The sequence below is a fragment of the Burkholderia sp. MSh2 genome, assembly GCF_000731655.1.
GTDB lineage: Bacteria > Pseudomonadota > Gammaproteobacteria > Burkholderiales > Burkholderiaceae > Burkholderia > Burkholderia paludis.
Genome location: NZ_JPGM01000024.1, coordinates 33,655 through 53,680, shown reverse-complemented (window position 1 = coordinate 53,680; position 20,026 = coordinate 33,655). Strand labels below are relative to the sequence as shown.

Below are 20,026 nucleotides of genomic sequence, written 5' to 3'. Positions count from 1 at the left end.
GCCTCATCCGGCCGCGCCCCGCCGGCGTTACTCGACCACCAGGTCGTCGACGACGGCGCGCACGCCGCGCGCCGACCACGCGGCCCCGCGCACGGCCTTGCGCTCGGCGAACGAGCCGACCTTGCCGGTCAGCCGCACGGTGCCGTCGCGCACCTCCACGCCGATGTGTTTCGCCTCGCGCTCGGCATGGCGCAGGATCGCGCGCCTGATGCTGCCGCCGATGTCGGCCGAGTCGACCGCTCCCCGCACGGCGATATGGTCGGTCACGCCGGTCACGCTGCGCATCTGCGAGATCGTCCGCACGGCCAGATGGCTCTGGTAGGCCCACTCGACCCTGCCGGACAACGTGATCCAGCCGTGCTCGACCTGCACCTTGACGGCCTCGTCGTGCAGTCCGACCGTCCAGTGCAGCACCGAGCGCACCGCGTTCGCGATGTCCTCGTCGGTGCGGACATCGTCGTTCGGCAGATGCACGGTCAGGTCGACGACGAGCGCCCTGACGCCGCCCACGCGGTTCGCCGCGCGCTCGATCGCCAGTTTCTCCGCATAGCTCGGCGGGTGCCCCGACAGCGTCACGATCCGGTCGGCCACCTCGACACCGATTCGTGTCGCGTCGATCGCCGGGTCGGACGCCAGTTCGTCCTGCACGTCCTGCTTCAACTGCCTGTCGGTTTTCATCGCCTGCACTCCCGTGAGCCGCGGCGTGCCTGTCAGCCGCACCCTTCCAGATTTGCACACGCGCGGCCGGGAATCGCTGACGCAGGTCAACGGACGCGTCACGTCGCGCGTCGCGGCCTGCCGGTGCGTCGCCTGACGAAGGCCGGGCCGCCTTGTCGTGAAATCGCCAATGCGCGACGCGCCACACATGCCATGCGCCGCGCCGCGCCGCGCCGCAAAGACTCGCACGACGGAACGCCAACGGCGCGCGGATCGCGCCGCGCGCCGGATGCTTCGTCAGGGCGACCCGCGCCGCCCGATCAGCCGATCGTCAGCTTCTTCTGCCCGACCGGCGCCTTCTTCGGCAGCGTCAGCGTCAGCACGCCGTCCTGATATTTTGCCGTTGCCTTGGCGTCGTCGATCTCGCCCGCCAGCGAAAACGAGCGGCTGATCGCGCCGCTGTAGCGCTCGCGCCGGATCACGCGCTCGCCTTCCTTCTGTTCGCTGTCACGCTCGATCCTCGCGTTGATCGATACGGTTCCGCCCGTCACCTGGACGTCGATGTCGTCCCGGGCAACGCCGGGCAGTTCCGCGTCGACCTTGTAGGCGTCGTCGCTTTCCGTCACGTCGATCTTCATCGACGCGAGATCCGGCTGGTCCGTCGTCGCCATCCCGCGCAGCGGCCTGAACAGCCCCTGAAACAGGTCGGAAACGGGATCTATCGAAAACGGATCGTAACGCGTGAGATGGCTCATGGTTCGCACTCCTCGTACGGTTGACCTGCGGCCGGCGCTTTCGTCCCGCCAGCGCGGCGCCGCGACGAAGACCGGGTCGGCGCGACACCGCATGCCGCGCAACGGACGAACGATCATCAGGATTCCAGCGTAATGGCCCGCGCTCGCAGGTGCTTGACGCGCGTCAACACAACGGACGCTCACGCGCAGAACCGGAAATAGCCGCTGTGCAGCATGATCGGCCGTCCGTCCATCTCCTCGAGCAGGCAGCGTGCCGCGCGCTCGATCGCGGGGCGATGGCGCGCGAAGGCATTCACCAGATCCTGTTCGCGCGGCGACGCCGCCCGGAAGTGATCCTCGAGCGCCGCCGCGGTGATCGCGCAGCGCACGAGACGGCCTTCGACCAGCGCCGGAAAACTCAGCGCCGGATCGAGGCTGCAATACGTCGGATGTTCGGCCGGGAAAGAGATCTGCATGATGATCACCAGAACAGGTCGTACAAGGGCTGGCGCCGGCTTGAGGGCGTTGCGCGCCGTGTGCGATGCGTACGCTCGCCGCGCCGCCGCCCGCCGGCGCGTGCAACACGCTAGGCGACGGCCGCCGCCGGTGCGGCTTCGCTGCCGCGCACGAGCAGGACCGGGCGGCTCGACGCGCGCAGGAATCGTTCGGCGACGCTGCCGAGGAACAGCCGCCGGACCCCGCGGCGCCCGTGCGTACCGATCACGGCCAGATCGATCGACCGGTCGTCGACGTAGCGCTGCAGTCTCTCGGCGACATTCTGGCCGATCTCGGTCTCGACGAGTTCCGTCTCGCCGTTGACGCCCGCGTGCGCGATGGTCCGTTCCACGTCTCGCAGCACCGACGCACCGTCGCGCCGGATCTCGTCGAGCATCGCGTCCGGGTCCATGCGTCCGCCGTAGGTGATCAGCAGGGACTTGTCGACGACGAACACGGCGAACAGGCGGGCGCCATACGATCGCGCCACCTTCAGGCCTTCGTCGAGCGCCAGTTTCGATGACGGACTCCCATCCACGGCAACCATGATGTTCGTGTACATACCGACCTCGCTGGATGAACCGACGCGCCGGCGGCGTTCGGCCTGGCTTTCATCATCGGCGTTCGCCGCAGGCGGGCGTTGATGGAGGTCAACGGTTCGCCAGCGCGGCAAAACCGGAACACGCGACGCCGATCTACCGGGGAGCGGCCGGCGCGGCCGGCAAGCGCGACGGGTTCACGTACGGCCCAAAGCCCTGCTCGATGTCGAGGATCTTCGTCGCGCATGCATCGTATTGCCAGCCCGGGCCGCCATCGCTGTCGTACATGCCCTTGCACATCGCCTTGAGCCGGATCGTCGAGGCGCCGTCGCCCGACGCCGTGCGGGATGCCCACAGATAGACTTCGCCGGCCAGCAGCGGGGGCGCCGTCTCGATCGTGTCCGCGTCGGCGCGCGTGATCCGGGTCGACGAATGTGCTTCGACATAGCGGCGCGCCAGACGCCACGCACGATCGCATTCGGCGGCGGTCCCGCACGACAGCGTCGCGGCCTGACGCGCCGCGAGCAATTGCGTTTCCGTCGACCGGAAGGCGGCGTCATACGCAGCACCGGCACACGCACCCAACGCAAGCAGCACGCCGACCGCCAACACCCGTCGTTTCATCGCCAATGCCTCGCACCCTTCGCGTACCGCTCGCTAGCGAGCGGCATGATCGCCCGCGACGTCGTTCCGGTCGCGTCGCGGCAAACATGCCGCATGGCGCGCGCCGCAGGTCGCACGCGCTGGAATCGACTGTATTGCCGTCACCGGGAATCCGGTTGACCTGCATCAAGCGTCCGCCGCCACGCGACGGACCGGGCGAAACGGGAGGCTGCGGCGGCCGGGCTGCGACAAGCCGCCCGGTCGCCCGGGATCGACGCGCTTGATGCGCGTCAAGCCCCGATCGGCTCCAGTCGGCTGCAATAGGGTTCGTCGGACAAGTCGCGCGAGGCCCGACGGCCCGATCCCGCGACATCGAGCAGACGGGAACCTGCCGTTCCCGTTCGCCCCCAACCCGCGGGCGCCGCGACAGGTACGCGCGCGCCGCATCGATCCGTTCACCATGCCCCGAGCACCCCGCCAGTCGTTCACGCCGAGTCGCGGCACCGCGCGACGAACCGCCACGCAACTCGATCGCGCATTGCGCCGGCCCGCCACCTATCCGCACCCCGCCGGCCGGATCGAACGGATCGAAACCCACCTGTCCGTCGTGTATCTGGCGGGGCGTTACGCGTACAAGCGCATCAAGCCCGTTCGCTTCGCGTTCGTCGATCTCGTGCGACCCGCGCAGCGACGCCGCTGCGCACTCGCGGAGTACACGCTCAACCGGCCGCTCGCCGGCCCGCTGTATCTCGACGTCTGGCCGCTCGTCGCGCGCGGCCGGCGCAGCGCATTCGGCCCATCCGTGCGGACCGGCGCGCACCGGCATCGCCAGGTGGCGGCGGGCGAGTACGTGGTGCGCATGCGCCGGTTCGATGCGCAGGCGATGTTGTCGGTTCGCAGCGCGTCGCACGATGCGGGGCTCGCGGATGCGGACGCGCTCGCCCGGACGCTGGCCCGCCATCATCTGCACGCGCCGCGCCATGCGCCTCGCGGCCACCCGGGCAGCGCGGCGAGCGTCGCGGCCCAATGCCTGGCGTTGCGCGACACGCTCGACGTCGCGGTGCCCGACGAAGCCGCGTTGCGCCGCTGGTACGAAGCCGAGCTGGCCCGTATCGCGCCGCGGCTCGCCGACCGGCACGCGAACGGCTTCGTGCGCGCATGCCACGGGGACCTGCATCTCGAGAACATCGTCCGCTGGCGGAACCGGATCCTGATGTTCGACTGCATCGAGTTCGACGATGCGCTGCGCTGGATCGACGTGGCCAGCGATCTCGCATTCGCCTGGATGGATTTCGCCGCGCGCGGGCGGGCCGATTGCGCGCACCGCCTGCTGTCCGGCTGGCTCGCCCGCACCGGCGACCATGCGGCACTGGGCGTGCTGCCGTGCTACTTCGTCTATCGCGCGCTGGTGCGTGCGCTGACCGCGCGGCTGCGCGGCGACGAGGCGGCGCGCAGCCGCTATCTGCGGATGGCGTCCGACATGGCCGCGCAGCGGCGCCATGCGCAGCCGATGCTGCTGCTGTGCCACGGGATGTCCGGCTCGGGCAAATCGGCCGCCAGCCGTGCGCTGGCGGAACGGCTCGGCGCCATCCGGCTGTCCAGCGACGACGAACGCAAGCGCTTCGCCGGCGCGCCGGCGGAGGCCCGGCTGTCCCCGGCCGCCTATTCGGACACGGCGATCGACGCCGTCTACGCAAGACTGCTTTCGCAGGCCGGCACGGTACTCGCCGGCGGCTACACCGCGATCGTCGATGCGACGTTCCTGCTCCGGCGCAACCGGACCGCCTTCCTCTCGCTCGCCGCGCGGCTCGGCGTGCGCGTCGCGATTCTCGATTTCACCGCGAGCCGGGCGACGCTCGTCTCGCGTGTCGCGGCCCGGGCCGCGCGCGGGCGCGACGCCTCCGATGCCGACACGGCCGTGCTGGCACGACAGCTCGACCATGCCGAACCGCTGACCGGGCCCGAGGCCGCCCTCGCGATCCGCTTCGAAACCGAGTGCGAGGTCGCGGCTTACGACAGCCGCGCGTTCTGGGCGCCGTTGCTTGACGCGCCGCGCATCTTGACGCCGCGCTGACGCGCGTCGCGCGGCAGGCAGCGCATGCGCGCCGCAACGGAAACCGGAGCGTCCCGGCTCATCCGCGCTGCTTCTCCTCGAAATACGACTGGCGCGCCGTCGCCAGGCGCAGCTCGTCGAGCAGCGTCGCGACGGCGTGAAGCAGATCGTCGAGCGAGACGATCCCGACCAGTTCGCCGCCGTCGCCGACGACGGGCAGCCGACGGACGCCGTACTGGCGCATCCGCTTCGCGAGCAGCCAGATATCGTCGTCGACGTTCGCGACCGCGACGGGTTCCGACATGATGTCGCCGACGAACAGCGCGCCGGCCGGTGCGTCGGGGCTGACCACGGCCAGCACGATGTCCCGGTCGGTCAGCATGCCAACCGGCTCGCATCGTCCTTCCCGGTCACGGACGACCACCAGGTCGCCGACGTGCGCGTCGCGCATCATGGCGGCCGCCTCGACGACGGTCGTCCGTGCGGAACACATCGCGACATCGCGGGTACAGAGCAGCGCGGCATTCATGTTCATTCTCCCGGCCGGAGCGACACGGCGCGTCGACGCGCGACGCGGTCCGTCCGCGTCGTCGCGAGTGCCTGTTCGCTTCCGGTGCAGATCACGGAAAATCCGGCGCGCCGCCGGAGATCGGGCCGATCAGCGCGCGGCGCCATACGACGTCACGCGCGACGCCGCGGCCGTGGCGACCCGGCGTGCGGTCGTGACGCGGTGCCGCCGTCGCGACCGGGGCGATCGCACTCGGCGAGGCGCAACACGATCTGGCACCCGTCGTCCGACAGGCGGGCGCGGGCCTCTGCAAGCGGCGCGGCATCCAGCCGAACGAGGCCGCGATCGATGAGACAGCGAAGGTCGGCGGGGTCGCCCTGCTGGCGTCGCGGCTCGCTCGCGAGCACCATCAGCATCGCGATCTCGTGGGGACTCAGCAACCGATCGCCGCCGGCGTCGACCGGCGGCTTCGGGCGGGGTGCGGCGGACGGCAGGTTCGACGCCCGCTCTTCGGAACGGGCAACGTTCCGGTAATACGGCGTGTCCGTGAACAGGGAAAGCATGATGGCATCCGTATCATGAACGTGAAGACGCAAACGGCACGGAACATGCCGGCTCCGATCGCAACCGGCATGCATGAACAGCCATCTTCGCGCTTGCGGGACAATCCACCTTGACGCAGGTCATCAAGCGCGTGCAGGCGCTCGAAAGTGCCGCCGGTTCGTCTAATGAAAATCCGCGGCGTGTGTCGGTATGTGCACTTGTCTGTGACACGCCCTGTCGATCCGGCCGCATTTGCGCCGGCCGGATCGATGCATCGCCGCCCGGTTCCCGTGGTCATGTCGGGCGAGCCTTGCATGTGCGGCATTTTGTCCATTCAATGCCGGACTCCGAACCATTTTCAGGTCATACGCATGACCGCGCGCCGCCAGCGCGACATGCCGAACGAAACGAGAAACATGCCCCCTTGCCGCTCACTCGAACCGGCAGGCCGCGCGCGGCAGCGCCGAGAGCGTGTCGCTCGACAGTTTCAGAATCCCGTCGAAATTGGCCTGATTGTCCGCCGGACAGAAATCGGCGAGCGTCATGCCGTCCGGACGCGCGTACTCGACGTTGAACACGGGCTTGTTCAGCGCGATGAAGCTCGCGTATCCGCCGCACTCGTGGAACCTGTTGCATTGCTCGTTGAGCGCCCAGTCGGCCACGGCCGCCATCGCGGCCGCGATGCCCGAGCCATTCTTGAGGCCCATCGACATCCCGCGATCGTGCGCGGCGGCAATCAGCGCCGTGTTGTACCGCAGCTGATCGTCGCGCGTCAGCGGAAAACCCGTCTCCTGACGATAGCTGTCGTCGAGATCCGGCTCGATCCCCTCGCAGCCTTTTTTCTTCGCCTGGTCGAGGCGCGCCAGCATCAGGGGCATCAGGATCGTCGTCTGCCGAATATCCAGCCAGCGCTCATAATCCTCGTATCCTTCGACCGGATTGCCGAGCACGCTGTCCGGAAACTTGCCGGCATCGCCGCGGGTGTCCTCGCGTCCGCCGACCTCCATGTAGCACACGACGTAGATGCCCTTCGTCTTCAGACGCTTGATCGTGTCGGCATCGGTCAGCTCCATGTCGACGTCGTACATCTTGCGGGGATTGTTCACGCCGTCCAGCACTTTCTCGTTGATCGTGTTGCCGTCGATCTGCCATTGCCAGCTCGTGCCGGGCACGAGCGGCTTCCACGCCGCGGCCTGCGACGCGCTCTCCGCGGCCTCCGCGACGGAAGTGCCGGACAAGGACGAGCCGGAGTCACCCCCGCATGCCGCAAGCAGCAGCATCAGCACGAATGAACCGAACGATCTTGCAGACATGGCGGGTCCTTTGCCTCTTGGCGGCTTGTCAGGATGCGGGGATGCGAGGGAGCCTCGTGCGGCGGACGGCAGGCAACGCATCCGCCGGCACCGCGGCGATGCGCGAAGCACGTCCGGATGGTAGGCGGGCGCGTCGGATTCGACTGTTCCGTTTTGTCGATTTTTGTTAGCGCGGCGGGCCGCGCTTACCGTTCGCGGATCGAGAAATCGGGCGCCCCTTCATGCGGCAAAAAACCGGACATTCAGTGCATGAAGGGGCGCAACGGCCGAAGCGTCAGACGCCCGTGGCCGCGCTCGATGGAACGGCGGCCACGGGGCGCGCAAGACGCTGACGGATGTGTGCCGATCCGCGGCGATCAGGCCGCGTCGCCCGAGGGCGGGAGAACCTGGCCGATATCGATGCGATTCCCGTCGGGGTCCGCCAGCACGAAACACCTGAGCCCGAAGTCGGCATCGCGCAGCGTCTTGATGATCCGGACATTGCAGGCCACGCAGTGCTCGTAGAGGACGGTTGCATCGTCAACCATCAGGTGCGCGACGTTATTGACCGACGCCTTGTGGTTCTTGTTCTGCGACAGATGCAGTTCGGCGTGGTCCTTCTTCAGGATCACGAACCCGACGGGATTCCCGTTCTCGAACACCGTGTTGAAACCCAGTACATCGCGGTAGAACGCAAGGCTTCGGCTGATGTCCCGCACTCCGATACCGGGTGCGAGTCGTCCGAAGCTGACGCCATGCGGCGAAGACAAAGCGGTTTCCATATCGACACTCCATCGAATGAGCCAGAGGCAGCCCGCAAGGCGGTGCTTATCGACAGCGTGCGTGGTCTCTCGTCAAGCGGAGCGGTGTCCGCATGGTAGGCGGCGCGCAGCATGGCTGCGGCGCGCTCGAAACGATATCAGAAAGTCGCGGCGAGCCCAAGCATGCCCCGCCGCGATGCCGCGACATCCGGATCCCGACCGGATCGGCAACCGCCGCGAAACTGGCTGCGCCGGTCTTTCACTTCCGTCCGGATGCGCGACGGATACCTTGCGCCCGCCTTCCCGTGTTCAAAGCGGTTGCCGAACGGATGCGAAGCCGGCAACCCGGCCCGTCAGCCGCGTGCCGCGAACGCATCGACGCCCGTCGATGCCGCCGACCACGCCCACAACCGCGCCGCTTCACCGGGATCGATCGCGTACGGCCGCACGCCGGCTTCCTCGTCGCCGTGCGCGATCGCCGCGACATCGCAATCCTCGCAGTAGACGCCGCCGAGACCCGCGAGGCGAGCCGACGTTGCCGCCCACACCTGGGTTGCCGCGCCCTGCGCAGGTGTCTTGAACGTCGGATCGATCGGCACGCCGTGCTCGTCCACCCAGCCCTGCGCCATCATCTCCGCGCGTGTCAGGTGCCGCTGCAGCGGCGTCGCGATCTTGCCCGGATGCAGCGAAAAGGCGCGCACGCCGAACGGCGCGCCAAGCGCATCGAGCTGCACCGCGAACAACGCGTTGGCCGTCTTCGACTGGCCGTATGCGAGCCACTTGTCGTAGCCGCGCGCGAACTGGACATCGTCCCAGCGGATCGGCGATAGCCGGTGCCCGAGCGACGACACCGCGACCACGCGCGCGCCGTGGCCATGCGCGAGTACCGGCCACAACCGGTTCACCAGCGCGTAGTGGCCGAGATGGTTGACGGCCATCTGCATTTCGAGGCCGTCGCCGACGCGCGTCTCGGGGCATGCCATGACGCCCGCGCTGTTGATCACGACATGCACGTCGCGCCGCGCGTCGACGATCTGCGCGGCGAACGCGGCCACGCTGGCGAGGTCGGCGAGGTCGAGCGCCGCGCACGTCACGCCGGCGATGCCGCGCGTCGCTTCGCGCGCGGCATCGGGGCTGCGCGCGCCGACGACGACGTGCGCACCGGCCTGCGCCAGCGCCCGTGTCGTTTCCAGGCCGAGGCCCGAATGTCCGCCCGTCACGATCGCGATCTTGCCGCCAAGGTCCAGGCCGGCCAGTACGTCGCCGGCCGTCGATGCGGCGCCGAATCCGGCATGAAGGGGTTGCTGCCTGCTCGTCATGGAACACTCCTCGAACGATGCGCGAAGCGCGCGGCCGCCCGTCGGCCGCGTCGCTGCACGAGATCATTCTCCGGCCGCACCTCCGGACTGTGAATGCAATAGAATCCGCTTTTCTGTCGAGATCGTCCGGGGGTGACGGATGGACCCGCTATCGGAAGTGCTGTCGCTGCTGGAAACGCGCGACTCGTATTTCACCGGCCTGCGTGCCGGCGGCGAGTGGGCCGTGGCCCTTCCCCCGCCGGAAGGGATCAAGTTCAACGCGGTCGTGGAAGGGCATTGCTGGCTGACCGTCGACGGCGCGGGGCCGCCCGTCCGCCTGAGCACGGGCGACTGCTTTCTGCTCGCGTCGCCGCGGGCATTCTCGCTGGCGAGCGACCCGTCGGTCGCGCCGGTGCCCGCCGCCGATGTTTACCGGCATCTCGAACGCGGGATCGCGCACCATGGCGAGCCGACGAATTGCTTCCTGATCGGCGGCCGCTTCTCGTACGAGGAAGGCATGCCGCTGCTGCTCGGCAGCTTGCCGCCGGTGGTGATCGTGAGCGGCGACTCCGGCCAGGCGGCGGTGCTGCGCTGGGCGCTGCAGCAGCTCGCGCATGAGTTCGGCGCGTCGCCGCCGGGCGGGTCGTTGATGGTTCGGTATCTCGGACACATGATGCTGGTGCAGATCCTGCGCCGCTACGTGGACGAAGGCGCGAGCGGCGACGCCGGATGGCTGGCCGGCTTCGCCGATTCGCGGGTGAGCGCGGCGCTCGCCGCGATTCACGCGGCCCCCGCACGGCGCTGGACCGTCGATGAGCTCGCAACCTGCTGTCACGTATCGCGCTCGACGTTCGCGCTGCATTTCAAGCGGCGGCTGGGATTCGGCCCGCTCGAATACGTGCTGCGCTGGCGGATGCAGCTCGCGATGCGCGAACTGCGACGCTCGCATGCCGCGATTTCGACGATCGCGCAGACGCTCGGCTACGACTCGGATAGCGCGTTCGGACACGCGTTCAAGCGAATCGTGGGGTGCTCGCCGCGCGCCTACCGTCTCGACATGACGACGCTGCAGGAAGAATAAAGTCGCGGCCCCGGTTGCCGCCGCTTTCGTCGGCGCACCGAGCCTGCTTCGATTGCGCGACGTGGCTGCCGACCGGACGCGGCATTCTCGCTTCTCGCTGCTGCGCAAAGGCCGGCACCGGCCACCCGAACGCCGACCGAGGCGCGACAAGGCCATTTGAAAAATGGCTAGCTCCCGACAGCCCGGGAATTCCGCCGCGCCCTCTTCCGGCGCGGCAAAAACTTCTTGCACGATCAAACTACGACTCATAGAATCGCAGTTACCGGGCGTGATGACGCGCCGCTTCCAACGCGTGATCCGCCACTGGAACCCGCATCGATACGGGGTTAGTGCCAGGCGGAACTCATGCCGCAACCCAGGAGCAAATCGATGTCGAAACGTATTTTGATTGTGGGAGCCGGGTTTGCCGGCATGTGGAGTGCACTGAGCGCCGCTCGTCTACTCGATGAGCAACGCAACACCGACGTGGAAATCGCGTTGATCGCGCCCGACCCGCATCTGCACGTGCGTCCCCGTCTTTATGAAGTCGGTCCGGCCAACATGCGCGCGCCGCTTGCCGAGATCTTCGGCGCGGTTGGCGTCAGGTTCATTCAGGGCACCGTCGAGCGCATTCACGTCGAGCGCGACACAGTCGATGTGCTCGGCGCCGATGGCAGCCAGTCGACGCTCGCTTACGACCGGCTGGTCCTGGCCGCCGGCAGCAAGCTGTTTCGTCCCGAGATTCCGGGCCTGGCCGAATATGCGTTCAGCGTCGATCAGGTTGACGAAGCAACAGCCCTTGAACGGCATATCGAGCGCCTCGCAGCCCTTCCCGACACGCCGGCGCGCAATACCGTCGTCGTCGTGGGCGGCGGCTTCACGGGCATCGAAACCGCCGCCGAGATGCCGGCGCGACTGCGCGCCGTGCTGGGCGACGCCGCCGACGTGAACGTCATCGTCGTCGAGCGAAACGTGGAACTCGGCCCCGATCTCGGGCCGCGACCCCGGCCCGTCATCGAGGATGCGCTCGGCGAACTCGGCGTGACGTGGCGGCTTGGCACGGGAGTAACGTCGATCGACGCCGACGGCTTGATGACTTCCGACGGGAATCGCATCGACGCGAAGACCGTGATCTGGACCGCCGGCGTTCGCGCAAGCGCGCTGACCGGGCAGATTCCGGCCGAGCGCGACGCGTTCGGCCGCCTGCACGTGGATCGCGACTTGCGCGTCAAGGGCGTGCACAACGTATTCGCGACGGGTGACGTCGCCTATGCCGCCACGGACGACGAAGGCAACTACGCGATGATGTCGTGCCAGCACGCGATGAACCTCGGCCGCGCGGCGGGACACAACGTCGCGGCAGACCTGACGGGCGCCGATCTCGTCGCGTACAGTCAGCCGAAATACGTCACGTGCCTGGACCTCGGCCCGTGGGGCGCGGTCTACACGGAAGGCTGGGAGCGCGAAGTCAAGATGACGGGTGCCGAGGCGAAGGCGCTCAAGCACCGCATCAACACCGAGTGGATTTATCCGCCGGCCGCTAACCGAGACGAAGCGCTTGCCGCGGCCGATCCTCGTCGCATCGTCGTGGCCTGAGGCAGGCACCGGGCAGTGAGCGCCCACGCGCGTTATCCGGCGCGTGGACGCTGAAGCATTCAGCCTTCGTGTCGCCGCGAGGCCGCGCGGTCGTTGAGCCAATTCACGACATGATCGCCAAAGCTGGCGGGCGCTTTCGCCATCGTGCGGTCCGCGAGGCCGGCCAGCGTGTGTTTCTCGAGTTCCTCGCGCATACTCTTCTCTGCCGCCTGCATCACCGCGTGAATCGAGCAGACGCCGCGCGTCGCCCATGCCGGCGCCGTTTCGCCGAACACCGCACAACGGGAGCGAATCTCCCGGCAGTCGAAGAGCGGCTTGTCGCCATCGATCGCCTCGACGACGTCGAGGACCGTGATGCGATCGGCCGCGCGCGCCAGCGTGAAGCCGCCTCGCACGCCCTCGGTGGCGGTGACGATGCCCGCCTTGGCGAGCTTGGTGAACAGCTTGGCCAAGTACTCGCCGGAGACGCCCTGAAGTTCCGCCAGATCGCGTACGCTCGCCCCCCTCACCCCGGCGGACGGATCCGCGAGGTATATGAGGCAATGCAATCCGTACTCCACGCCTGTGCTGATGAAAGACATCGCTTTAACTAAGACCTGAAATGTCGGAGTATAAAGCGTATAAGGATCGGTGGATCGTTGCAAGACGTCGCGTTTCGAGCCTGACGCCCCCGCGCTGATGAGGGCCGGCCGGGAGTCGCAACATTTTCGCCAAGGCCGGTCGGGCGGCGGCACCTTCCGCTGAAGGGCCAGATTGCTCAAACGCGAAGGCCGCCATGCGACCGGGGGCGCCTCGCCTGCCGGCAAGTCGCCCGTCCCGACGTCACTGCCTGGCGGCGAACAACTCGCATGCGTCGCGGTAAAGCAGCAGATCCAGCGCATGTATGGTCCGCCTCGCGCTGAGGAGAGACGCAGTGGATTACGTGGTGAGCCACTACGGATTGACGATGAGGCGGGCCTGTCGTCTCGTGCAGCAACCGCGCAGCGTTCAGTACTACGGAAGCGTCAAGGACGCTCGCCCAGAGCTGCGCTCACGCATGCGCGAGATCGCCTCCTCCCGCGCCGAAGACAACGGCCTCGACCATTTGCTTGCTCCACAGCCACTCGAGCAGCTGTTGCGCCCTGGCCGCTTCCATCGATCTGCCGAGAACCGCGATCAATTCGAGCGGATGCGTTGCCCGCGTCAGCATGTCGAGGAGCGGAAGCAGCGCCACGCCGTTCCAGAACGCGACGGGTCGATCAAGACTCGGATGCTGCAAGGCGGGATGCGCGGTGACGCGGTCGCCGGTCGCGCAAGGCACCACGACAATGCCGGTGTTGCGGGCGAAGCGGATCGGACTGTCCAAGGGAAACGGAGGCGCGGGTTCGCTGGACTGGGGCTGGTCCGACGGCACGCGCGCCCATTCGTCCTGCAGCGCCCGCGTCATGAGTTCCAGGCGCGCCGCGGTTTCGTCGCCGAGCGAGGACGTCGCAACCGTATCGGACGTCAACGCGGGCGTCGAGCGCAGGCGCCAGAAAGGCGATTCGGCGCACCACGCCTGACGGTAGTACCCGGCGGTCCATGCGAGGTGACGCCCCGCGCTTTCGATCAGGCGCGATTCGTAAAAGCGCTGCGCCAGTTCGCGCTCCGAGGCATCGCTTGCCCGGCACCACGTGTTGATCGCGATGGCGGCCTGGAGCGAGAAGCGCATCGCCTTCTCGACACCCGAGGACGAGATCGGGTCGAGCGCGAAGGCCGCGTCGCCGAGCCTGATGCGTCCGTCCTGCCAGGAGAGCGCATCGACGTAGGGCGTCGATGCGCACATGCGCGGCGGATCGCACCAGGGCAAACCTGCCATGTCCTTGAACAACGCGCTTTGCGTGCAGGCGTTGCGCAACACGGACTCCGGCTCGCGTTCGAGCGCGTCGTCCCGCGCGGCGGGATCGAACGTGAACATGACGCGGTAACGGCCGCCCGGCAGCGCAGCGCCCCACATCCATCCGTCATCGAGCGCATCCACGCGCGTGGCGGCATCGGCATGCGCAGCCGGTGTTTCCATCGCGGCTTCGGCCCATACCGTGGACAGCCGACGCGCGTGCAAGCGCTGCGGCTCGCGCCGGCTCTGCCGGCCCCGGGCATCGAGCAGCACGTGCGCGTCGACGTTCCGCAGCCCGTCGGGCGTAGCGATTTGCACGCGCCAGGCGCCGGGCGCTCCGTCGACTTGCACGAGGTTCGCCGGCCGCAGCACTTCCACGCCGCGCGCCACGGCCAGGCGCAGCAGCGCCGCGTCGAATGCGGCGCGCTCCACGACGGCGCCGTCGTGCGCCACCGTCTCGATCGATTCGCTCGTCCAGCGTACGCGCGTGGGCTTGCCTGCGAGGATGGGAACGGATTCGAGCGCCTCGTCCGCGTCGAGGTAGCCGATGATGTTTCTGACACCCGGCGTCAGCGCTTCCCCGATCTGCGGACGAGGCCATAGCGGGCTTCGCTCGACGAGCAGCACGCGATGCCCGAGATGGTTCAGGCGAAGCGCCGCGCACAGGCCGGCGGGACCGGCGCCGGTCACGAGCATGTCGAACGCGCGATTCACGCCGTTCCCGCACCGCTGGACGACGCGCCGGGCGAACCGGCATACCAGGCCGGCGCATGGCGCGCGAGCCTGCCGTGCGCGCCGATTGCATAGTGCAGCCAGCCGCGGATGTAATCGCAGGCGCTGCGTCCGCGCTCGAGGACCTCGTGATGGCATCCGCCGCCGCAAAGATAGCGCGCCCAACATCCATTGCAGGGCTGTTGCTGGTGCACGTGACGCTCGGCGAGCCAGATCGTCTGGCGCGCCTGATCGACGCCCGTGGAGAGATGCCCCATGACGCCGGCCTCGTCGCCGACGAAGCGGTGACACGCCGCCAGCTCGCCATCGGCGGAGACGCCGAAGTACCCCGCCCCGGCGCCGCACGGATACGGCCGATGCGTGCCGCGCTGGATTTCGCGCAGCGCGTTCTGCATGTTCGAGAACGGGTAGCGCTCCCCGCGCATGACCTTTTGCTCGAACGCGAGCCCGCAGGCGATCATCCCTTGCAGCATGTCTGCCATATCGGCCGGGCCCATTTCCGCGCGGCCGTTCGACGCGCGCAGCAGCGGCGAGAAGCCGACGCTGTGGAACCCCATGTCGACGAAAGTATCGAGCGTACTCGGCAAATCGAGATTGAACGGCGTGACGGTCACGCGCGCCGAGACCTGCATGCGCCGCTGGCGCGCAAGCAACGGCGTGACGCGCTCGACGATGTGATCGAACGAACCCATGCCGCCCTTGAACGGACGCAAGCGGTCATGCACGGGCGCGGGGCCGTCGAGGCTGACGGTGACCGCGAAGCCGTGCTCTTCGAAGAACGCCCCGTCGTCTTCCTGCAGCAGGCTACCGTTCGTCGTCACGGAAAACTGGCATCGGATTCCGCGGGCATCGGCGCGCTCCCGCGCGTGGACGGTCGCCGCGCGCAGCACCGCGCGATTGGCGAGCGGCTCACCGCCCATGAACGCAAGATTGATCTTGCCGCCCTCGCTCGCCTGCTCGATCAGCAGGTCGACTGCCGCCAGCGCGGTTTCGAGCGGCATGTTCTTCGCCTTGCCGCCAAACTCCCCTTGCTGGGCGTAGCAATAGGTGCAGCCGAGGTTGCATTTCTGCGCGACGGCAAGCGACAGCGCGTGCACCGGCATCTCGGTCAAAGGCTCGTCGCCGATCGCCGGGCGCATGTCGAGCCCGCGGCTCGCGACCAGCGAGTCGACGGCCTGCGCATCCCCGTCCTCGAGCGCCGCCTGAAACGCGTCATGCAGATCGTGCGGCACATGAAACAGGCGGCTTCCGTTCACGAGCAACAGTTGCGCGCCCTCCGCATCCTCGACCATGTGGATTCCGGGATGCCGCGGGCGCGACGCCTCGACGATGTGCGCCGCCATCGCCGAGGCCAGCGGCGCGAGCGGCTCGACAGCGCGGTCAGGTTTCATCGGCATCCTTGCCGCGGATCACGAACTGCAGATCCTCCTGCCAGGACCGGAACAGATCGTCGTAGGACCACAACCGTGTGTCGACGCGATTGTCCGGCACGTAGGTGCCCGTGCGGCGCTTGGAGAACCACATGTCGCCGCGCGCCAGCCCGTCGTCGCCCGGCTCGACATTGACGAAATCGGGTCGCGACGCGGCCCAGTAGTAGCACGCGCATTCGCGATAGTCGTTCTGCCAGGGCGCGCAGAGGCCTTGCGTCAGCTCGCCCGGCTTCAGCATCTCGAGGTTGAAGCTGGCGGTGTCGCCCTCGAAAAAGCGCCGCAGCGTGAGCGTCACCTTCAGCGTCTCGGTTTTGCCGTGGTCGTAGTACACCTCTTCCAGCGCGTTCTCGTGAGCCGTGAATTCGCATTCGACCGGCTTGCCCTGCAAATGCACGATGCGGGCGATGGAGTTCGACCACTCCATGAACGACACCGCATTGGGGTTGGGCACGCTCGCCAGCGTGACAGGATCCCCGCCTGGCAGCACCGGCCCTTTCGTGAGGACCATCGTGCCGACCTTGTGGCCGTCGAAGCTCAGCAGGCGGCGCGACTTGAGATGCTCGTAGCCCGGCTCCGCATCGATGACGTAGTTGTTGTTCTCGACGAGGGTGATGCCGACGAATGCGCGCCGCCAGAAATTGCGGAAATCGAACTCAAGGCCCGGGAAGCAATTCGAAATCGCCGTGCGCGGCAGCACCGAGACCGGGTTGCCCACGCCGCGATGGTGAATCTGCGCGGTCAGGTTGGACGCGCGGATCTCGCCGTTGCCGGGTTGCTCGCGGTCTTTCGGAACGTTCGGATCGTTAGCCGACATGCTTGTCTCCCTTCGGATCAGGTTGTCCGAACATCGCGTCTCGCGCCGCCTTGATCACCAGGTTGATGTGGCGGCGCGTGAGCGTCAGGCTGCGGCCATCCGCCCCGCGCATCAGGGCCGGCATCTTGCGCAAGCCCTCGGCGGTCAGGTCGCCGATGTCCTCGGGCTGGCGCATCAGCTTGGCGAACCACGGCGCGCCACCCGCCGCCAGCGTGCTGAACACGCGCTCGTGCAGCGCACGCAGCGCGAGATTGTCGACGATCGATTCGGCGGCGATCGGCTCGTAATAGCGCTCGAAGTCGGCCGTGTTCTGCCGCACCATCGTGCTCGCGACGTTGAGCCTGCCGTTGACCGGGTTGCCGTTCATGACGGCGGTGTTCATGAGGCGGATCGTTTCGAGCGCACGCAGGACGATCTCCGTGGCTTCGTCGATCGATACGCCCTCTTCCGGGACGCGGATGCCGTGGAGGATCTGCTCCATCTCGTCGGACACCACGCGCACCGGCATGGTGTCGGGCGCATAGGCCGGCGGCCCGGCGCCGATATAGCCGTGCGCGCGCAGCGTGGAGCCGTCCTTCCTCGTCAGCACGACCTGCACGTGGCCGTCGCATTCGTCGTCGAGATAGCCCCAGCTGACCTGATTGCCGTCCTTGTCGGCGTATCCGGCAAAAATCTGCGCGGGGTTGGTCGGCGCGGGATGCTCCTTCGTGGGGCCGTCCGCCTCCCTGAAGCCGAGCCACTTGCCGGGCTTCTCCGCGTAGAGCAGCAGATCGTCGCGATCGATGACGGGATCGGGCTTCAGTTCGTCTTCGCGTTCCTTGTCCGAAGTGCGGCGCACCAGCCGCGTGCCGTACACGATGCCGGCGGCAGGGGTGTAGCGCAGGCGGATCTCGGGGAACTGCGCCGTCGGCTTGACGAACTGGACCTGGCCGAGCGGAAGATGCCGCCCCTCGCGAAAGTGCTCGCAATGGCCTTGCATCGCGTGCCGCTTGTGATCCTTGAGGCCGGTCAGGTTCGCGTAGATCTTGTCGTTCGCATCGTTGGTGCGGCGGTAGATCTTGATGTTGCCCAGATGGATATCCCAGTGCAGGGCGTCGAGATCGAGTTGTTCCTTCGCGAGCAATTGCAGCGTGAGCGGCTGCAGCGTATGGGGCGCCTCGCTCGTGCGCGCAAACACTTCGAGAAACGGCGCGACAGGCCGCACTTTCCTGTTCTCGTCCTTGAAGCGAATCGTGTCGGGCACATAGGCCTTCACGATCTCGCCGCTTTCGGGATCCACCTCCAGCGTGGTCTGCGGCACGATGCGTCGAAAGTCGAGCGGTTTGTCGGGATCGACGACGAGGTCGAACGCTTCCAGCGGCGTGGCCGCGGCGCCCAGCCTGCCGACCGCGACGGGCGGCAGAATCCGGAGTTCCAGTATCGGCATGTGCGGCTCCTAGAGTAACGCCGGGTCGACGCCGCCGGACAGGATGCGCCGGGCGACAGCCGCCAGGCTCTTGTCGGCTTCGCGCAGACTGAGCAAATACGGATGGCGCGCGGCATCGGTCCTGGCCAGCAAGTCCACCACGAGGTTCTCCGAGGCCGCGAGCAGATCGAGGTGCCCGCGCCAGCGGTTTGCCTCGCCGAACGGACTGTCGAGCGTATAGGGCATCTGGAACGGCGGCCCCGCGAGCGGCGCATCCGCCGCAGTCGACACGCGCGACTGCATCAGGATCTCCGAGAGCGCACGCAGGTTGTACATCTCGCCGAACGCCGCATTGACGATCGTGCCGCGCGGCGTGAACTGCCCGGCCGCATTGAGCCCGCCGTAGAGCGTAAAGCTGTGGATCAGGTACTGCAGCAGCATGCGGTAGCGCAGGTTGAACAGCGACGCCCACCGCTTTGTCACCGTCTCGGTGATGGGCGTCGCGGGTGCGCCGTTCAGTGCCCGCACGAGCTCGGGATCGAGCGCCACGTAGGGATTGACCGCAACGGGCCGCGAGGGCCGCCAGGTGTCGTCCACCTTCGCCGCGTGCAGCTCGGCCGCCGCTGCCGGATAGGCTTCCGTCCAGACTTCTTCGAGAAAACCGTCGGGGCGTGCGGCAAGCCAGATGTCGGCGCCGCACAGCTCGCCTTCGAGGACGGCAAGCATCTCGACGTAGATCCGCAAAAAGCGCGCGAAATGCGAGGGCTCCTTGCCGTGGGGCGCCTCCCCTTGCTCGGAGATTTTTTCCAGCGCGTTCACCGCGTCGTCGCGCGAGGTGGCGGGCATCACGAGCACGTCCGGCGTGCCGCCTAGCGAGCGACCGCCGCCGCTGCCCCGGTGGCCGCCCTTGTACCCGCGTCCCCATTCGGCGAAATCCGCCTGGCAGCGGTAGGTGTCGGCCTGGAAGACATCGTCCGGCAGATGGTCCCTGACGAGCGGAATCAGCGTATGAAACAGCTCGGCGACCTTATGAGGCCTGGACACCTGATTTCCGACGCGTCGGCGGATATCCTCGCCCAGCTCGCCGCCGTCCCAATCGAGCGGCGCCTCCGTATAGACGTATTTCGCGAGCGAATCCAGCGTCAGCGGTTCGAGCATGAAAGGGAACGGATAGAACGGCGTATCCCACGGGTAATCGTCACGCTCGAAATGCAGGGGCGAGCCGATCAGACGCAGCACGTTCTGCACCGTGATCAGGTGGCCCATCTCCTCCTTGGCAATGCCGAGGATGGTTTCCTGCCAGTTGCGGACCGTGTCGCGAAACGCCTCCGGCACCTGCGGCCCGCCCAGCGAATAGCCCGCGTACAGGTACTGCACCATCAGGCAATGCTCGATTTCCGCGTCGATGGACAGCAGATAGGTGACGTAGTCACGCGTCGAGAGCTCATGCTTGATGAAGTCTTCGTCGACCGGCTCGCCAAGCGCAAGCCGCTCCTGGGATGAACCGCCGGGCGCGAGATGCCGCCACAATCTGAGAGATTGCATTGCCGCTCCTTATTATTACCTGCGTCTGAAAAAGAGGGTCGTGCAGCACTACAGGGAATGGCCGGTACTCCGGTATCGATGCGCGCCCAACGTCTTTCGACTGGCC

19 protein-coding genes are annotated in these 20,026 nt (G+C 67.5%); 3 read left to right on the top strand and 16 right to left on the bottom strand.

Annotated elements, in window-relative coordinates; all coding sequences use genetic code 11:
- Positions 1-27 precede the first annotated feature (27 nt).
- The 5 genes from GQ57_RS16160 to GQ57_RS16140 form a co-directional block, all read right to left on the bottom strand.
- Positions 28-678 carry a BON domain-containing protein gene (locus GQ57_RS16160; RefSeq protein WP_034198440.1) on the bottom strand — a complete coding sequence of 217 codons (651 nt, stop codon included), beginning with the start codon at positions 676-678 and terminating at the stop codon, positions 28-30.
- A 299-nt stretch (positions 679-977) separates the two neighbouring features.
- Positions 978-1,412 (bottom strand): Hsp20/alpha crystallin family protein, encoded by a 435-nt coding sequence (locus tag GQ57_RS16155; protein ID WP_034198389.1) that lies wholly within the window; start codon positions 1,410-1,412, stop codon positions 978-980.
- 179 nt (positions 1,413-1,591) lie between these two features.
- Positions 1,592-1,867 (bottom strand): DUF1488 domain-containing protein, encoded by a 276-nt coding sequence (locus tag GQ57_RS16150; protein ID WP_031402435.1) that lies wholly within the window; start codon positions 1,865-1,867, stop codon positions 1,592-1,594.
- A gap of 110 nt (positions 1,868-1,977) precedes the next feature.
- Positions 1,978-2,448: a universal stress protein gene (locus GQ57_RS16145; protein WP_031402436.1), complete on the bottom strand. Its 471-nt coding sequence runs from the start codon at positions 2,446-2,448 to the stop codon at positions 1,978-1,980.
- 133 nt (positions 2,449-2,581) lie between these two features.
- Positions 2,582-3,049 (bottom strand): hypothetical protein, encoded by a 468-nt coding sequence (locus tag GQ57_RS16140; protein WP_034198388.1) that lies wholly within the window; start codon positions 3,047-3,049, stop codon positions 2,582-2,584.
- A 439-nt stretch (positions 3,050-3,488) separates the two neighbouring features.
- On the opposite strand from GQ57_RS16140, the gene GQ57_RS16135 reads away from it, so the two are divergent.
- On the top strand, positions 3,489-5,102 hold the full coding sequence (locus GQ57_RS16135; protein ID WP_034198387.1) for a bifunctional aminoglycoside phosphotransferase/ATP-binding protein: 1,614 nt from the start codon (positions 3,489-3,491) through the stop codon (positions 5,100-5,102).
- A 58-nt stretch (positions 5,103-5,160) separates the two neighbouring features.
- Here the strand turns inward: GQ57_RS16135 and GQ57_RS16130 are convergent, their stop codons facing one another.
- From GQ57_RS16130 to GQ57_RS16110, 5 genes are all read right to left on the bottom strand, one after another.
- Positions 5,161-5,610, bottom strand: a complete 450-nt coding sequence (locus tag GQ57_RS16130; protein ID WP_031402439.1) for a CBS domain-containing protein — start codon at positions 5,608-5,610, stop codon at positions 5,161-5,163.
- A 152-nt stretch (positions 5,611-5,762) separates the two neighbouring features.
- Positions 5,763-6,152, bottom strand: coding sequence for a hypothetical protein (locus tag GQ57_RS16125; protein ID WP_152603274.1), 390 nt, complete (start codon positions 6,150-6,152; stop codon positions 5,763-5,765).
- Positions 6,153-6,563: 411 nt separating this feature from the next.
- Positions 6,564-7,445, bottom strand: coding sequence for an endo alpha-1,4 polygalactosaminidase (locus GQ57_RS16120; RefSeq protein ID WP_160257526.1), 882 nt, complete (start codon positions 7,443-7,445; stop codon positions 6,564-6,566).
- A gap of 356 nt (positions 7,446-7,801) precedes the next feature.
- The gene (locus GQ57_RS16115; protein WP_034198386.1) at positions 7,802-8,206 is read right to left on the bottom strand and encodes a glyoxalase superfamily protein; all 405 of its coding nucleotides are present in this window, start codon (positions 8,204-8,206) and stop codon (positions 7,802-7,804) included.
- Between the two features lie 332 nt (positions 8,207-8,538).
- The gene (locus GQ57_RS16110; RefSeq protein ID WP_031402442.1) at positions 8,539-9,504 is read right to left on the bottom strand and encodes an SDR family NAD(P)-dependent oxidoreductase; all 966 of its coding nucleotides are present in this window, start codon (positions 9,502-9,504) and stop codon (positions 8,539-8,541) included.
- Positions 9,505-9,643: 139 nt separating this feature from the next.
- Between GQ57_RS16110 and GQ57_RS16105 the strand changes: the two genes are divergently transcribed.
- Both GQ57_RS16105 and GQ57_RS16100 read left to right on the top strand, forming a co-directional pair.
- Entirely contained in the window at positions 9,644-10,564 is a 921-nt protein-coding gene (locus tag GQ57_RS16105; protein WP_031402443.1) for an AraC family transcriptional regulator, read from the top strand.
- Positions 10,565-10,933: 369 nt separating this feature from the next.
- Positions 10,934-12,139, top strand: a complete 1,206-nt coding sequence (locus GQ57_RS16100) for an NAD(P)/FAD-dependent oxidoreductase (protein ID WP_034198438.1) — start codon at positions 10,934-10,936, stop codon at positions 12,137-12,139.
- Positions 12,140-12,198: 59 nt separating this feature from the next.
- Here the strand turns inward: GQ57_RS16100 and GQ57_RS16095 are convergent, their stop codons facing one another.
- The 6 genes from GQ57_RS16095 to GQ57_RS16070 all read right to left on the bottom strand — a co-directional run bounded on the left by GQ57_RS16095 (position 12,199) and on the right by GQ57_RS16070 (position 19,905).
- Complete coding sequence (locus tag GQ57_RS16095; protein ID WP_034198385.1) at positions 12,199-12,720, bottom strand: RrF2 family transcriptional regulator; 522 nt, start codon at positions 12,718-12,720, stop codon at positions 12,199-12,201.
- Between the two features lie 449 nt (positions 12,721-13,169).
- Positions 13,170-14,690 carry a flavin-dependent monooxygenase QhpG gene (gene qhpG, locus GQ57_RS16090; protein ID WP_152603273.1) on the bottom strand — a complete coding sequence of 507 codons (1,521 nt, stop codon included), beginning with the start codon at positions 14,688-14,690 and terminating at the stop codon, positions 13,170-13,172.
- Between the two features lie 14 nt (positions 14,691-14,704).
- Positions 14,705-16,117, bottom strand: coding sequence for a radical SAM/SPASM domain-containing protein (locus tag GQ57_RS16085; RefSeq protein WP_031402447.1), 1,413 nt, complete (start codon positions 16,115-16,117; stop codon positions 14,705-14,707).
- Entirely contained in the window at positions 16,107-16,970 is an 864-nt protein-coding gene (locus tag GQ57_RS16080) for a hypothetical protein (protein ID WP_034198383.1), read from the bottom strand. The genes GQ57_RS16085 and GQ57_RS16080 overlap by 11 nt, the downstream gene beginning before the upstream one ends.
- Positions 16,960-18,396 (bottom strand): hypothetical protein, encoded by a 1,437-nt coding sequence (locus tag GQ57_RS16075; RefSeq protein WP_031402449.1) that lies wholly within the window; start codon positions 18,394-18,396, stop codon positions 16,960-16,962. The genes GQ57_RS16080 and GQ57_RS16075 overlap by 11 nt, the downstream gene beginning before the upstream one ends.
- 9 nt (positions 18,397-18,405) lie before the next feature.
- The gene (locus GQ57_RS16070) at positions 18,406-19,905 is read right to left on the bottom strand and encodes a ferritin-like protein (RefSeq protein ID WP_235215076.1); all 1,500 of its coding nucleotides are present in this window, start codon (positions 19,903-19,905) and stop codon (positions 18,406-18,408) included.
- Positions 19,906-20,026 lie beyond the last annotated feature (121 nt).